Raw genomic sequence first — 14,485 nt, 5'->3', positions numbered from 1 at the left:
TCGCATGCCCCTCGATCCTGAGCATTCCTTGCGAAAGGAGCTCCACAATGAGTGCATGCAAGGCCGTCCCTCTGCTTTGATGGCGACACCGACGTCTGGCACGTTGCTATCGTCGGTGTAAGCGGTTCGGTTCGCGGTCTGGGCAGGAATTCGCCGAGTCCGAAAAAGCATCGCAGCGCATACAAGCGTCTCCTAACGATCGATCACTCCGGCAGCAGGTATCATGTCAAAGAAGTTTTCTCGATTATTCACTCCGCTGAAGATCCGTTCCCAGACTCTTCGAAACCGGATCGTCTTCGGCGCGCATACCGCCAACATGGCCGTTGAGGGCCTCCCGACCGACCGCCATGTTGCCTACTATGCCGAACGGGCGATCGGCGGCGCCGCAATGATCGTAGTCGAGCCGATGCCCGTGCATGCCTCGGCGGTCCTGACGCAGCGCAATTTCCGGCATTCCGACGACTCAGTTGTGCCCCACTTCAGAAAGCTGGTTCGAGCCATCAAAGACAATGGCGCCGTAGCTATCCAGCAGCTCTACCATGTCGGGGCGCATGGCGATTCCGACAATTCCTTCCATCCCCATTGGTCCCCCTCCGGCCTGCCGAGCTACCACGACAGTGACGGATCGCACCCCATGACCGAGGAGGAGATATGGGAAACGATCGATGGATTCGTCCAGGCCGCACGGCGATGTCGCGAGGCGGGCTTCGATGGCGTGGAAGTCTGGGCGGCCTACCTCGGGATGGTCGATCAGTTCTGGACTCCCTGGAGCAACCGCCGCGAAGACCAGTGGGGAGGCTCGCTGGAAAACCGCACGCGGATGTCTCGGGAGATACTTTCCAGGATTCGTCAGGTCTGCGGGCCGGATTTCATCGTCGGCATCGCCGTCAGCGACGAGCCGGACGTAAAGGTCGCCCTCCAACGAGAGGAGCTCGCAGAGATAATCCAGCTTCACGACGAGCTGGGCCTTATCGATTACGTGACGTGCGGATCGGGCGGCTATCTCGATTTCTACAAACTGATGCCGACATTCATCTATCCCGAGAAGCTGGGTGCGGACCTCGCTTCCACCTTGAAGAAGGTCGTCAAGAACGCGCTCGTGATCGCCGAAAGCCATATCCGGACGCCGGAGAACGCGGAAACTGTGCTCGGAGAAGGCGCGTCCGATCTAGTATCCATCGTTCGGGGCCAGATCGCGGATCCCCATCTGGCCAGGAAGGCTGGCGAGGACCGTCCTGAGGACATCCGTGGCTGCATATCCTGCAATCAGATGTGCTGGGGACGTCGTTCCAGGGACTATTGGATAAGCTGCCTGATCAACCCATCCGCGGGGCGAGAATTCGAGTGGAATGGCGACCGGTTCACGCGCACCAGCGATCCGAAACGCGTTCTTGTGATCGGCGGCGGGCCGGCTGGCCTTGAGGCCGCCAGGGTGGCCGCGGAGCGAGGTCATCGTGTCGTGCTATCGGAAGCCTCGAACCGCCTGGGTGGCAACTTCCTCCTGGCCGGGCTGCAGCCTCGCCGGGCACAAATTCTTGATCTCCTGGCGTGGTACGAGCGTCAGCTCGAAAAGCTCGGCGTCGAAGTTCGTCTGAATACCTATGTCGAAGCTGAGGAGATCGATGCATCGCAGCTGGACGTGGTGATCGTGGCCACCGGGTCCTACTCTTCGGAAACAGGCTTTCAGAAGGCCTTACCCACCGTCGAGACTATGCCCGGCATTGAAAAAGGCGGCGTCTTCACCGTCGAGGCCGTCATGGCAAAGCAGGTCAGGCCCGGCAGACGCGTCATCCTTCTGGACGAGGGCGGCGGCTGGAGAGGGTGCGGTACCGCATGGAAGTTGGCGGAAGACGGCCATCTCGTCACCATCGTCACCCCGGACCCTTTCATCGGCAAGGAACTGCAGCGGACGGCAGCCGACGTCCCTATGAGACAGACGTTGAGCAGGCTTGGCGTCCAGTGGATTCCGGAAACGAGTGTCGCCGAGTGGCATGGGAATGGGGCGACGCTCGTCGACCACAACACCGGCGAGCGCCGCTTCCTCGAGGCGGACACCCTCGTTATGGCGACGACCAACCTTCCCGCGGACTGGCTGATGCCGGGACTGTCGGCCCTCGGCGTCGCGCTCCGCCAGATCGGCGATTGTGCGGCCCCGCGACAGGCGCCTTACGCATTCTACGAAGGCAGAAAAGCGGGATTGGAAATTTGACATGTCAGAAGACGTCGTACTTAGCCAATTCGAAGCCCGAGAACTGGCCGTTCGAGCGTGCCTGGTCACCGGCGCCAGCCAGGCGAGCGCCCGTTCCCTTGTCGACGCCACATTGTCGGCGGCGATCTTCGGCCCGCCGACCCTTGGCTTCCCCCATTTCGTGGACTATCTGAACGCCTTTGCAGAAGGTCGTATCAAGTGTGATCCGACACCGACTTTCGAGCATGCTTTCCCGGCATATTTGGTCGCCGACGCCGATGGTGGGATAGCTCAGCTCGGTTTTGACCTTGCCTTTACGGAGCTGGTCGAAGCCACGCGCAGATTCGGCGTTGCGGTATTTACCCAAACCAATAGCTATACCGCAGGAGAACTGGGCTACTATGTACGTAGGCTCGCGGGCGAAGGGATCATCGGGCTGGCGGCGGCGAACGCGAATGCCATGGTGGCAGCGAAGCCAGGAGGTGCGGCGGTCTACAGCACGAACCCCATGGCGTTCGGTTTTCCGCTTGGTGACCAGACGCCGCCCTTGATTATCGACCAGGCTTCCAGCGCGACTGCCTATGTCAACATCGTTCGTGCCGCCGCCGAGGGCCAGCCGATCCCTGAAGGCTGGGCGGTAGACGAAAACGGCCTGCCCACGCAGGACGCGGCCAAGGCGCTGGCCGGAGCCCTGCTGCCGTTCGGCGGACGCAAGGGCGGGAACGTGGCGTTGTTCGTGGAAATGTTGTCCGCCGGCCTGTCAGGAGGACCATGGTCGCTGGATGCTCCAGACTTCAGATCGGGCGACGCATCCCCGGCAGTTGGTCTTAGCGTGATTGCGATCATGCCTGGGCTTGCCGGAGACGATTGCATGCGTCGTGCGCATGCCCAGACGGTTCGCCTGCACGATTACGGCGTGTTCATCCCCGGCGTCACCGGCATTCCGTTCCCGCCTTCCCCTTCGGATGGATTGAAGATTCCGAGCACCGTTTTCGAGGCGATCAGTCGGATTGCTACGCACGGAAAAGAACTCGGGTAGCAAACTGCAAATTAAGGCCCCGCGGGGCTGTCCGGACAGTCGCCAACAACTGACACGGCAGAGCAGAGGAACAAACTATGGCATTCAAACGAACAATCCACGCCGTTGATACGCATGCCGGCACGCCAATGCGCGTCGTCACCGGAGGTATTCCGAACATTCCCGGCAACTCCGTTTACGAAAAGATGAAGTGGCTTGAGAGCAACGACGATCAGCTGCGCAAGCTGCTGCTCCGCGAGCCCCGTGGGTATTCTGCACATTGTTGCAACATCATCGTGCCCCCCACTCATCCGGAGGCAGACGCAGGCTACATCATCATGGAACAGATCGAGTATCCCGTCATGTCCGGCGGAAACACGATCTCTGTGGTCACCGTGCTGCTGGAAATGGGAATGCTGCCCATGAAAGAACCCGTGACGGAGCTGGTTCTCGAGGCGCCTGCGGGCCTGATCCGCATCAGGGCGGAATGCCAAAATGGGAAAGTGAAGAACGTCACCTTCAAGAACGTTCCGGCGTTTGCCGCACATCTGGACGCCGTGATCGATGTGCCGCACCTCGGAAAGGTGACCGTCGACGTCGGCTGGGGCGGGATGTTCTATGCGATCGCGGACGTCCGGCAGTTCCGGGGCCTCGAACTGAAACCCGAGCACGGTAGGGAAATCGCGAGAATTTCATCGATGATCAGGGAGGCCGCCATCGAACAGTTGCCGGTCTCGCATCCAGACTACCCCGGCGTCGGCATCACGATTTCGCAGCTGTCCGGACCGACCGACGATCCCCGCGCCGACTGGAAGAACACCGTAACAATGGCTTCCGGCGACTTCTCCTGGGACAATCCCGCCACTTGGACCGGCGCACTGGATCGTTGCCCATGCGGCACCGGCACATGTGCGAAGATGGCAGTCTTGCATGCGAAGGGCGAACTGCCGCTCAATCAGGATTTCCGGCATCAGGGGATTCTCGGGAACATCTACACAGGCAGGCTCGTCGAAGAAGCCAGGGTCGGCGACAGGAACGCGGTTGTGCCGACTGTCAGCGGAACAAGCTGGATCTGCGGGATCAACACGATCGTGCTGGATAACGACGATCCCTTCGTTGAGGGGTTTACTGTCGGAGACACTTGGGCCTGAGAGCCACAACCGACCTTTGAGGCCTTTGAACGACAAACGTCTGGTGCCCGAATGACCATATGTCCCGAACGGACCGGCGACAGAGATGATCCTGCCGCCGGCCTCGATAGTGCAATGTTAAGCACCGATCACCATGATCGGCGTTCCCAAATCTTTCTCTGGGAGGCAAGGCGCTCGGAGTTCTCTCCCGGCTCGTCGATATGCCTGAACAGACAGCGGTCCGGACGATTTCCGAATTGGCCGAAGGGCTCGGGATAAATCCATCCACTTTGACCCGGCTTGCAAAGCGTCTGGGTTATGGCGGCTTCGCCTTCGCGAGCTTCCTTACCTATGGATTGGCGATGTTGAGAAGCGACGTTGCCTTGCTCGATGCGCCCCGCCTTGGTGAAGCGGAGGGACTTGCCCAGCTCGAGCCCGGCGATGTCCTTGTCGTTGCGAGTTGCGCGCCCTATACACGCAACGTCGCAGAGGTCGCGGCCCTCGGCGCTCGCCGGGGGCTCGACGTCATCGCCGTGACGGACACCCGATCGTCTCCCCTGGTCCCGCCTGCCCGCCATGCGTTTTTGGTACCGCACGCAAGCAGCTTCTTCAGCAACAGCATGGGTGCCTATATCATCTTCTGCGAGGGCCTGCTCAATCTCGTCGCACGTGCTCTTGCCGACAGTGCCATCGACGCGCTCGCCGAGCGCGAAGCGCTGATCCGGGAGCTTCGTATCGAGATTGATCGAGATTGATATTCGACGCCGGATTCTCAGGCTTTGAAACCGTCAAAAGAATTCGCTGCCAGCGGCTTGTTGCTGTTCGCTACGTTCGCAGCGCGCTTCTCGAGGCCTCGCCCGCGAGCGATGCAGTTTCGCTCGGCCGCACGGCCGTCCGGCGCTAGTCAAGCCGGACGCCATCCGACTTGCGGAAAACGTGAACCTTGTCAGGCCTTGCCGTCAGGCTCAATCGGCCTGCGCTCCCTGGCTGCAACCGGTCACGCAACGCCACGGTAACCGCCCGCTCACTCACCTTTCCGTAGACATGCGTCTCGGCTCCTGTCGGCTCGATCGCCTCGACATCGAAGGGCAGACCGACGGCGCTCGCTGCATCGGCAAGCTGCCAATGCTCGGGGCGAATGCCGATCATAACGGCGTCGCCTTCTGAAACCTTGACTGGATCCGAAATTGGAAGCTTCGAGGAGCCAATCCGGGCGACCGGCCCTCCCCCATCCCGCTCGATTGCGGCGTCCAATAGGTTCATCGCGGGTGAGCCGATGAACGTCGCCACGAAAAGATTGGCTGGCCGATCGTAAAGGTCAAGCGGTGAGCCGACCTGTTCGATACGCCCTTTGTTGAGAATGACGATCCGGTCGGACATTGTCATGGCTTCCATCTGATCATGCGTCACGTAGATGGACGTCGTGGCGAGCCTGCGCTGCAATGCCCGGATCTCCACGCGCATCTGGACGCGCAGCTTGGCATCGAGGTTCGACAGCGGCTCGTCGAACAGAAAGACCTGCGGGCGACGCACGATCGCCCGGCCCATGGCGACGCGCTGGCGCTGTCCACCCGAGAGCGCCTTTGGCAGGCGGTCAAGATAGGGCGTCAGGTTCAACATCTCGGCGACCTCACCCACCGCTTTGCGGATCTCAGCCTTGTCGACATTGCGCAGACGCAGGCTGAAGCCCATGTTCTCGGCCACAGTCAGATGGGGGTAAAGCGCGTAGTTCTGGAAGACCATGGCCATGTCGCGGTCTTTGGGCTCGACCTCATTGATGACCGACCCGTTGACCGCGATGGTACCGTCCGTGATGTCTTCCAGGCCAGCTATCATCCGCAAGAGGGTCGACTTGCCGCAACCGGACTCGCCGATCAGCGAAACAAATTCACCGTCTTCGATCTTCAGGTCGAGGCCGTGAATGACTTCCACGTTGCCGTATTTCTTCGTCAGGCCGGATATCGCCAGGTTTGCCATTGCATCTTCCAGTTTTGCGAGAAGGGAGGACCGCCGTTGGCCGGCGGTCCCTACTGCATAATTCCTCAAATCGGCATCGATTTAAGGATAAAATTATGCAGCAGATTTAAAGTGCTACGACAGCACGACTACCTTGGTCAGGTGCCGCGGGGCTGTGGTATCGATCTGCTTGGATTGGGCAATCCGCTCTCCGAAAATCTGGAGAGCCGGAAGGATTTCGGGGATGCGCGCCAGTTGCTTGCCGAGCAGAGGGATGGAGATATCGCCCGGACCGCCGAAGCCGATTACCTTGCCCCCCTTCTCCTGAATTTCACGAGCGAGCTTTGCTTCTTCGTCGAGCGTATCTTCGCTATAGAGCAGAACCACCAGCGAGCCTTCGTCGATCAGGCTGATCGGCCCGTGCCGATATTCCATCGGATGGAAAGTCTGGGCGTAGCTGATGCTCATTTCCTGCAACTTCAAAGCACCCTCGGAGGCAATCCCATAAAGAGCGCCTGCGCCGAGATAGACAAAGTGCCGGCGGCCCGCGATGACCGAGGCATCAACATCGCCCAGGACTGATAGAGGGCCTTCAGCCGCCTTGGTGATGGCGCTGTCCAGCGCGACGCCTGCCAGTCTGAGGCCAGCGATCAGCATCAGGCTAGCTGACGATGTCATCACGACACCCTCCTGCGGGTGTGTCGGCAGATAGACCGTCTCGTCCGCGGCGCGGGCGATGGAACTATCCTTTTCACAGGTGATCGCGATCGTTTTGAGCCCGGCAGCCCGGCTAGCCTCGACGGCCTGAACCGTTTCCGTGGATTCGCCGCTGCGTGACAGGGCGACAACAACAACGCCCTTGCGGTCCGCGACATAGCTCGATGGGCGACGAGCCCATTCGCCGCCCGGCACGGCCAGCGCGTCGCGACCGTTGACATTGAAGGCCGATGCGATCGTCTGGGCGAGATAATAGGACGTGCCACAACCGACCACGACGACGCATTCCGCGTCGATCGCCGGTATTTCGGCGTCAAGCGCTCCTTGCCAGAAGGGGAATTGTTCCTTGACGACGCGTTCGGTTACATTCATTGCGGTTTTCCTTGCTGTGTGAGTTTAGGATTACTTGGTCGCACCGGCCATGAGGCCGCTGACCAGAAAGCGGTTGAGAAACAGGACCACGAGCACCGGCGGTACGATCGCGATGATGCCTGCCGCGTTGATGAGGCCGTAATCCACATAATTGCGGCTCACGAACTCCGGGATCAGCACCGTCAATGGCTTGGTTGCCAGCGTCGGCGAAAAGACCAGAGGCACCAGGAACTGGCCCCATGCATTGAGGAAGGTGATGATGGCCGCGGCGATAAGGCCGGGAGCGGCGAGCGGCATGACTATACGAACGAGCGTGTAGACCTTGCCGGCGCCGTCGAGCCAGGCCGCCTCCTCCAGCGACAACGGCATGGCCTGGTATACGCTACGCATCAGCCACAACGCCAACGGCAGAAAGGCGGAAACGTAGATCAGTGTGACGCCGAGATAGGTGTCGACAAGCTTGATCGCGATCATGATCCGATAGAGCGGGATCATCACCGTGTAGGCGGGGATCGCCAGCGTTGCAACCACCACGATGAAGATCGTATCCCGGCCGGGAAATCGCAGCCGCACAAAAGCATAGGCGCTGAACGCGGCAATGACGACAGTCAGGATCGTTGCTGCCACCGACGTGACCACACTGTTGATCAAGGCTTGCGAGAATTGCGGCCAGACGGATTGCACCTCATTGCCCTGCGAGACACTGGTGCTGCCCAATAGCTTTGCATAATGCTCAAACGTCAGATGGGCAGGCCAGATGTGTGGCGTCGCCGAGACGAGATCTGTCGGCGGTGTCAAGCTGGTGACGATGGACCAGTAGATCGGGCCCAGGGACCAGAAGAGGAGGACGATAACGGCGAGGGTGAGACCGAGCTTTCCGCCGATGCGCTTCATGCTGCGGGAGGACATCAATCGAACCTCGTTTCGCGGTAGACTTTCAGAACGTAGAGAAGCGAGATCAGAAGCGAGGCGAGCATCGCGAGCAGCGATAGCGCCATGCCCAGCGAGAACTTCATGTTCTGGAACGCGAACATGTAGGTCTGGATGATCACGGTACGCGTATCGAGGCTGGCGCCACTCAAGATCCACGCTTCGTCGAAAAGGTTGAAGGCGAAAACTGTCGACTGGCTGAGCGCGATGGCAAGCCCGCTGGCGATCAGCGGCATGGTGATGAGCCGAAAGCACTTGAATGCCCCGGCGCCGTCGAGCTTGGCGGCCTGATAGAGCTCCTCCGGGATGCTCTGAAGGGCGGCAAGCAGGATCACTGCCGTCAGCGGCATCATCCGCCAGACATGGACGATCGTCACGAGGAAGAGTGCCAAATAACGATTATTGAAGAACACCACCGGACCGGAGATCAGTCCAACCGACTGCAAGATGCCGTTCAGCAGACCATAGCTCGGATTGTAGATCCATAGCCAGACGACAGCGTTGACGACGGGCGGCAGGCACCATGGCAAAACGACTGCGGCGAGAAGCCATCGACGCCCGTAGCGGATCCTGTTCAGCAAAAGTGCAGTGGCGAGGCCTCCAAGCGTTTCCAGGATGACGGCCATCACCACGTAATAGAACGTATTGATCCAGGACTGACGTACCGCCGGATCCTGAAACAGGTCGACATAGTTGCCGAGGCCGACAAAAGGGGTGCCCGGACGCATCGGGTTGATCCGGTAGACGCTGTCTATCATCGTCGACAACAGAGGCACGACCACCAGGCCGCCCATGATGACGATCACGGGAATGACGAAGGCCAGCCCCAGTTTGACCTCGCCGCGACGGCGGCGAGATCCTTGTTGTGACGACGAGGCAATCATGGCATCAGCTCCGCGAGGTCAGTCCTGGGACGCCGACTGGGCGGCAGCAGCGATCTGCTGGATTGCCTGGTCGACCGTCAACTGGCCCTTGGCGGCCTGATTGATGGCGGCGGCGACAGCGGAGGAGAATTCCGGATACCAGCCCGGTGTACCCTGCGCAAAGACCGGCTCGACGGTTGCGGCCTGCTTAAGCAGAACATCGCCATCCTTGAGCGCGCCCTGCCCTTCCAGCTCCTTCAGGACACTGAGACGCGGCGGCATGTTGCCGAGCGCTTTGTATGCGGCGATTTCAGTTTCGGGCTCCAACATAAAGTTGACGAAGGCGGCCGCAGCCTTAGCGTTTCCGGCGGCTGTCGGGATGCCGATTGCTTCAGGCAGGCCGATAGTGCGCGTGGAGCCGGTCGTTGACGGCATCAGCGCAGCCGCGACGTCATTGGCAACCTGCGACTTCGAGGGGTCTGCATAGACCGACAGGTTGCCGGCCCATCCGGCGACGTCGAAGCTGATCTTTCCACTCTTGAAGAGCTCCTGAACTTCAACGTCCTTGAGACCGGTCATCGACGGATCGATCAGGCCGTCTTTCATCGCCTGAATCTCAAAGGCGAGTGCCTTGTAACCGGCCGAATTGGCATCCACGAAGAGCGGCTTGAAATCCTTGTCGAAGAGATCGCCACCGAACGCCTTGGTGAGGAGGTACCATGCCGTCGACGTCCCTTCGGTTGCCGAAAGCGGCAGACCGATCGGATAGTCGGCGATCTTGGCATCCTTGATGGCCTTGGCGTCTCTCAGCAATTCGTCCGGCGTCGTCGGCGGGGTATTGATGCCGGCCTTGGAAAGCTGCGCCTTGTTGTAGATCAGGACGCGAAAGTCGTTGCTGTAGGGGACCGCCAGCAACTTGCCGTCATAGGTGAAAATCTTCGCAGTCGGCGCATCGGCGACCGCGCTGGCGTCGACGGCGCCGTCAAGGGGCTGGTACCACTTGGAAGCACCGAACTGACCAACCCAGGACCAGTCGACCTCCGTCGCGTCGCCGGGTGCCGCATTGGCGACGGTCGAGGTCACAATCTTCGTATGGATGTCATCCCAGCCGAGCGTTTGCGCGTCGAGGACGATGCCGGTCTTGGCGGTGAAACGGTCCGTCATCTCCTTCGGGAGAGTTCCCCACGGTGGAAGAAGGACGGTAAGGTGCTGGCCGGCCAGAGGCTTGGCATCGTCGGCCATCGCACCAGTCGGAACGGCGAACTGCAGAAGCGCAGCACTCGCCATCAATGCGGTTAAAAATGTCTTCATTGGTATTCCCCTTTCATTGCATTGTTGATTGAAGGTTCTGTTGCAGTGAGCTTTTGAGCCGGCCGACGAAGGCCGCATCGGTCTTCCAGCCGGCAAGCTGCGCGGCACGCAGAACGGCGCCGCCGATGGGCGGCAAAACCGGCTCGCGCGGATCGCTTCCGACTCGTCGCGTGACGCCACCCAGGATGATGGGATTGGCAAAGACGCCACCGGCATAGCTCCATGGCTGTCGCGAGGCGCCCGGTGTCGAAACCAGGCGCTCGGCTGCAAGCACATGGGCAGCGAGATGTTCGCAAGCGTCGTCCAGCAGGCCTTGTGCAATCAAGGACCCGGATGCGGCAAGTGCGGCCGTGATTTTTGCAACACCAGCGATGGCTGTGCGCTGATTGGCGAGAGAGTAGACCCAATCGATGAGGCAATCGGAGCTGAGCGAAAGTCCCTCCAGTATCCCCTGCGCAAACTCGCTGGCATCCGTTCGCCGACCGTCCAACGCCTGGCTTGCGATCGATAGGCTCTCGCGGCCGATCCAGCAGGCACTGCCTTCGTCTCCGAAAGCATCGCCATAGCCGCCGATCCGGTAATGACGGTCACCTAGTCCGTTACGGCTCGCCCAGGCCATCGAGCCGGTGCCGGCAAGAACCAGGACGCCGCCGCCCGTGGCGAAGGCGCCATCGAACGCCATACGCACGTCGTTTTCGACGATGACCTGCGACGTTGGAAGGAGCGCTGCGGCGACTTGCTTCTGCCGGCGCGTGAAGTTTTCAATCTCGTCATGGAAGGATAGGCCGAAAGCCGCCGCGACGGGCGCCTCACGCCCCTGTGTCGCCTCACCCACTTGCCGGGCCAGTCGCGCTGGCCATTCGTCGCCTGCAGTCGGGTCGAGACTGGCGCCGGAACTGATACCGAGCACTGCGCCGCTTTCCTCCACAAGCGCAATCAGCGTCTTAGTACCGCCGCTATCCAGACCAAGGGCGTAACTCATCGGCGTTCGCTCTCGCGATAGGGCGCTTCCGTAACGCTGGACCCGAGATTGTTGATGCGCGCTCGCCATTCGATCGGCAGCTTGTGATCGGTAAATATTTTCAGATCGCTATTAAGGGGGGCGACGCGATAGGTCAGCCGGTGTCCGAACTTGGAGGAGTCGACAAGCAGTGCCTTCTTCGCCGATCGCGCCAGCATCAGCTCGTTGACCCGCGCTTCGTGTTCATCGAGACTATAAAGGCAGGTATCGTCGGCAATCGCGCCAGCCCCGAGAAAGAGCTGATCGAACCAGAGCCGCTCCAGCGTGCTTTCCGCGATTGGCCCAACCATGGACGCATTTTCGGGGCGGAGCTGACCGCCGATCAGGGTGATGCGCAGATCGCTCACGTCCATCAACACCTGGGCGACAGTGACGCAATTGGTAAAGATAGACAGCGGCATTGGTTCGAGCCGCAGGCGTCGGGCAAGCTGCAGCACGGTCGTGCCGGCATCGAGAAAGACGGTGCTCTTCGGCACCAATTCCTCGAAAGCAGCGTCAGCGATTGCGCGTTTGGCGGCAAGGTTTTTCTGCTCTCTCAGTTCGAACGCGACTTCGGTTCCCGTGGCATCGGCAATTCGGGCACCGCCATGCGTGCGAACGATCGCGCCTTCCGCCTCCAGCGCAAGAAGATCGCGCCGCACCGTTGGCAAAGAGGCGCCGACGGCATCCGCGATCGTCTGAATATGGCTGAATCCGTGGCTGTAAAGATGCTGCCTTATGGCCGACAGCCGATCGTCCTTCATGAGCGCCTTTCCTCCTTTGTTCGCCGCTACATTCATTCCGGCTTCGATCAATGTCAATCTAAAAAATGATTGATTGTGATCGATAGTCGGCATAGGAGTGATTTATATCGATTTTATTTGCACGCGACCTATCCGGAGGACAGCGCAATGGCTCAACAAAACCCACTTCAGGATATCGCGCGTTGGAGCGAACGCGAGAGTGGCTTCAAAGGCATACCTTCGATCTGCTCTGCTCATCCGCTCGTCCTCGAAGCGGCGATGCTCCGCGCGTCAAGGACGGATTCTCCCCTGCTGATCGAAGCGACCTGCAACCAGGTCAATCAGGATGGCGGCTACACCGGCATGAAGCCTGCCGACTTCCGTCGCTTCGTTGAGGACATCGCCACTCGAACGGGCTTTCCAATAGATCGCATTATCCTCGGCGGCGACCACCTAGGCCCCAACCCCTGGAAGTCGCTCGCAGCAGAAGAGGCCATGGACGAGGCCGAGCAGATGATCCGAGCCTACGCTATGGCCGGCTTTACGAAACTGCACCTGGATACCAGCATGGGCTGCAGGGGCGAACCGATTGCCCTGCCGGATGAACTGACTGCCACCCGCGCCGCACGACTTGCCGTCGCCGCCGAGGACGCCATCAGGGACATGGATGGCAGCAAGCCGGTCTATGTCATCGGCACCGAAGTGCCTATCCCAGGCGGGGCGATGGAGGAGCTCGGCGCTCTTGAAGTAACGAAACCGGAAGCGGCTGTCCGCACCGTCGAGATCCATGCCAACGCCTTCGATGCGGCCGGCGCCGGCGAAGCCTTCAAGCGCGTTGTCGGCGTTGTCGTTCAGCCCGGCGTAGAATTCGGCAACCACAACGTCATCGACTATGTCCCCGAGAATGCGAAGGCGCTGAGCGCAAGCCGCAGTCGGATGCCCATGATCGTCTTCGAAGCCCACTCGACCGATTATCAATCGCGTGAAGCCCTGCGGAGCCTGGTCCTCGGCGGCTTTGCGATTCTCAAGGTCGGGCCTGGCCTGACCTTCGCTCTGCGCGAAGCCCTCTACGGGCTCGATCAGATCGCAGCGTTCCTGCATCCACAGGCGCGCAAGCAGACGCTCCAAGAAACGGCGGAAGCCGTCATGGTCGAGCAGCCGAAAGACTGGGAGAAATACTATGAAGGAAGCGCCGCCGAGCAACATCTACAGCGCCATTATTCCTATAGCGATCGAATCCGCTATTATTGGCCACAGGGGCGATTGGCAGCTGCCGCCGACGAACTGCTGGCATTGCTTGGTGATACAATCATTCCCGAAACCTTGATCAGCCAGCACCTCGCGAGGATCTATCCTCGCGTCCGAGCGGGTTTGGTGGCGCCAAGAGCGCGCGCGCTGGCGATCGCTGCGATCGATCTCGTTCTAGAGGACTATTTCGAAGCCGCCCACGGTTGATTGGAAACTGAAGGGCGGCCCCATTCATCGCTGCTACGGGATCGTATTCATCATGTGAAGGATGGGGCCGCCTTTAGAGCATCAGTTCGTGGATCGCATCTCACTTCGCACGGCGCAAAGATCGCCCACCTTCGTTTCGCATTGGCCCATAGCAGCGCGGGCGAGGCGCAGTTTCGGCCGCGTCACTTTAAATGGGCGACCACCACTAACGCGACGAGCCTTTATTATCGAGCGCCTGCGAGTGGACTGCGCGGCCTCCCTGCGCGACATGCTGGATGCGCTCGAAATGTCGCTCCAGGCGACGCTTCCGATTTATTGACGCTCTTGATGGGTATCGAACCGGCGGTCTGGATTCTTAGCAGCAAATCTGTCCGACTCATCAACGGTTTTCAGATTCCTGCATCGACAGCGGAATGTCCCGCTTGCCATGAAGAATACGCCAGACATCAACACTGTCCTTTTGCTCACGGCAAAACACAATGTAGGGATATCGTTTTAGTGAAATGCCGCGCAGTTCAGGCAACCCCAACTCGTATCCATATCGCAGCGATCCAGATTTCGGATACCTTGCGATAAGGTCGTAAGTTTCCTCTAGGGCGTCAACAAACCCAAGGGCAACCTCGCCTCCAGCCTCGAGCAACAAGTAGTCTACGGCCGCTTCGACATCACTGCGAGCCAATTCGCGAGGAATGACAATCTTGCTTGTCACTTGTTGTGCCGGCCACGCACACGATCGCGCAGATCGCTAAAATAGTGCTCGTCGGCGGGACCAGATTGTGCGGACGATGCTCCGTCGAGCAAA

At 60.0% G+C, this 14,485-nt stretch carries 13 protein-coding genes and 2 pseudogenes; 6 read left to right on the top strand and 9 right to left on the bottom strand.

All coding sequences use genetic code 11. The features are described from left to right. Positions 1 to 4 precede the first annotated feature (4 nt). The 5 genes and pseudogenes from CCGE525_RS39880 to CCGE525_RS23425 all read left to right on the top strand — a co-directional run. Positions 5 to 117: pseudogene (locus tag CCGE525_RS39880) on the top strand (DUF3422 family protein); the annotation flags it as partial. Positions 118 to 223: 106 nt separating this feature from the next. Next, the gene (locus CCGE525_RS23440) at positions 224 to 2,209 is read left to right on the top strand and encodes an oxidoreductase (RefSeq protein WP_120706761.1); all 1,986 of its coding nucleotides are present in this window, start codon (positions 224 to 226) and stop codon (positions 2,207 to 2,209) included. A 1-nt stretch (position 2,210) separates the two neighbouring features. Next, positions 2,211 to 3,227: an Ldh family oxidoreductase gene (locus CCGE525_RS23435; protein ID WP_120706760.1), complete on the top strand. Its 1,017-nt coding sequence runs from the start codon at positions 2,211 to 2,213 to the stop codon at positions 3,225 to 3,227. A 77-nt stretch (positions 3,228 to 3,304) separates the two neighbouring features. After that, complete coding sequence (locus tag CCGE525_RS23430) at positions 3,305 to 4,357, top strand: proline racemase family protein (protein ID WP_120706759.1); 1,053 nt, start codon at positions 3,305 to 3,307, stop codon at positions 4,355 to 4,357. 158 nt (positions 4,358 to 4,515) lie between these two features. Beyond that, entirely contained in the window at positions 4,516 to 5,091 is a 576-nt protein-coding gene (locus tag CCGE525_RS23425; protein WP_120706758.1) for a MurR/RpiR family transcriptional regulator, read from the top strand. 145 nt (positions 5,092 to 5,236) lie between these two features. On the opposite strand, the gene CCGE525_RS23420 is transcribed toward CCGE525_RS23425, so the two are convergent. The 7 genes from CCGE525_RS23420 to CCGE525_RS23390 all read right to left on the bottom strand — a co-directional run bounded on the left by CCGE525_RS23420 (position 5,237) and on the right by CCGE525_RS23390 (position 12,249). Next, positions 5,237 to 6,313 carry an ABC transporter ATP-binding protein gene (locus CCGE525_RS23420; RefSeq protein ID WP_120706757.1) on the bottom strand — a complete coding sequence of 359 codons (1,077 nt, stop codon included), beginning with the start codon at positions 6,311 to 6,313 and terminating at the stop codon, positions 5,237 to 5,239. A 114-nt stretch (positions 6,314 to 6,427) separates the two neighbouring features. Continuing rightward, positions 6,428 to 7,381 (bottom strand): SIS domain-containing protein, encoded by a 954-nt coding sequence (locus tag CCGE525_RS23415; protein ID WP_120706756.1) that lies wholly within the window; start codon positions 7,379 to 7,381, stop codon positions 6,428 to 6,430. A 30-nt stretch (positions 7,382 to 7,411) separates the two neighbouring features. After that, a complete protein-coding gene (locus CCGE525_RS23410) occupies positions 7,412 to 8,290 on the bottom strand; it encodes a carbohydrate ABC transporter permease (protein WP_414130709.1) in 879 nt (292 codons plus the stop codon). Beyond that, positions 8,290 to 9,192 carry a carbohydrate ABC transporter permease gene (locus CCGE525_RS23405; protein ID WP_425375927.1) on the bottom strand — a complete coding sequence of 301 codons (903 nt, stop codon included), beginning with the start codon at positions 9,190 to 9,192 and terminating at the stop codon, positions 8,290 to 8,292. The genes CCGE525_RS23410 and CCGE525_RS23405 overlap by 1 nt, the downstream gene beginning before the upstream one ends. Before the next feature lie 21 nt (positions 9,193 to 9,213). Further along, positions 9,214 to 10,485: an ABC transporter substrate-binding protein gene (locus CCGE525_RS23400; RefSeq protein WP_120706754.1), complete on the bottom strand. Its 1,272-nt coding sequence runs from the start codon at positions 10,483 to 10,485 to the stop codon at positions 9,214 to 9,216. Positions 10,486 to 10,498: 13 nt separating this feature from the next. Continuing rightward, complete coding sequence (locus CCGE525_RS23395; RefSeq protein WP_162950278.1) at positions 10,499 to 11,467, bottom strand: N-acetylglucosamine kinase; 969 nt, start codon at positions 11,465 to 11,467, stop codon at positions 10,499 to 10,501. Next, positions 11,464 to 12,249 carry a DeoR/GlpR family DNA-binding transcription regulator gene (locus CCGE525_RS23390; protein ID WP_245472271.1) on the bottom strand — a complete coding sequence of 262 codons (786 nt, stop codon included), beginning with the start codon at positions 12,247 to 12,249 and terminating at the stop codon, positions 11,464 to 11,466. Before CCGE525_RS23390 ends, CCGE525_RS23395 begins: the two co-directional genes overlap by 4 nt. A 147-nt stretch (positions 12,250 to 12,396) precedes the next feature. Between CCGE525_RS23390 and CCGE525_RS23385 the strand changes: the two genes are divergently transcribed. After that, positions 12,397 to 13,683 carry a D-tagatose-bisphosphate aldolase, class II, non-catalytic subunit gene (locus CCGE525_RS23385; RefSeq protein WP_120706752.1) on the top strand — a complete coding sequence of 429 codons (1,287 nt, stop codon included), beginning with the start codon at positions 12,397 to 12,399 and terminating at the stop codon, positions 13,681 to 13,683. Positions 13,684 to 13,770: 87 nt separating this feature from the next. On the opposite strand, the pseudogene CCGE525_RS39080 reads toward CCGE525_RS23385, so the two are convergent. Together CCGE525_RS39080 and CCGE525_RS23375 are read right to left on the bottom strand one after the other, a co-directional pair. After that, positions 13,771 to 13,905 (bottom strand): annotated as a pseudogene (locus CCGE525_RS39080) (recombinase family protein); the annotation flags it as partial. Between the two features lie 157 nt (positions 13,906 to 14,062). Then, on the bottom strand, positions 14,063 to 14,392 hold the full coding sequence (locus CCGE525_RS23375; RefSeq protein ID WP_120706751.1) for a type II toxin-antitoxin system RelE/ParE family toxin: 330 nt from the start codon (positions 14,390 to 14,392) through the stop codon (positions 14,063 to 14,065). Positions 14,393 to 14,485 lie beyond the last annotated feature (93 nt).

This window comes from Rhizobium jaguaris, assembly GCF_003627755.1.
Classification (GTDB): Bacteria; Pseudomonadota; Alphaproteobacteria; order Rhizobiales; family Rhizobiaceae; genus Rhizobium; species Rhizobium jaguaris.
The sequence above is the reverse complement of the archived record's forward strand: the minus strand, read 5'-3'. Positions and strand labels throughout refer to the sequence as shown.

Bases quoted from the DNA above. Each gene is read 5' to 3' on its own strand.
- CCGE525_RS23385 (WP_120706752.1), top strand. From the start codon at position 12,397: ATGGCTCAACAAAACCCACTTCAGGATATCGCGCGTTGGAGCGAACGC.
- CCGE525_RS23420 (WP_120706757.1), bottom strand. From the start codon at position 6,313: ATGGCAAACCTGGCGATATCCGGCCTGACGAAGAAATACGGCAACGTG.
- CCGE525_RS23440 (WP_120706761.1), top strand. From the start codon at position 224: ATGTCAAAGAAGTTTTCTCGATTATTCACTCCGCTGAAGATCCGTTCC.
- CCGE525_RS23410 (WP_414130709.1), bottom strand. From the start codon at position 8,290: ATGTCCTCCCGCAGCATGAAGCGCATCGGCGGAAAGCTCGGTCTCACC.
- CCGE525_RS23395 (WP_162950278.1), bottom strand. From the start codon at position 11,467: ATGAGTTACGCCCTTGGTCTGGATAGCGGCGGTACTAAGACGCTGATT.
- CCGE525_RS23400 (WP_120706754.1), bottom strand. From the start codon at position 10,485: ATGAAGACATTTTTAACCGCATTGATGGCGAGTGCTGCGCTTCTGCAG.
- CCGE525_RS23415 (WP_120706756.1), bottom strand. From the start codon at position 7,381: ATGAATGTAACCGAACGCGTCGTCAAGGAACAATTCCCCTTCTGGCAA.
- CCGE525_RS23390 (WP_245472271.1), bottom strand. From the start codon at position 12,249: ATGAAGGACGATCGGCTGTCGGCCATAAGGCAGCATCTTTACAGCCAC.
- CCGE525_RS23435 (WP_120706760.1), top strand. From the start codon at position 2,211: ATGTCAGAAGACGTCGTACTTAGCCAATTCGAAGCCCGAGAACTGGCC.
- CCGE525_RS23430 (WP_120706759.1), top strand. From the start codon at position 3,305: ATGGCATTCAAACGAACAATCCACGCCGTTGATACGCATGCCGGCACG.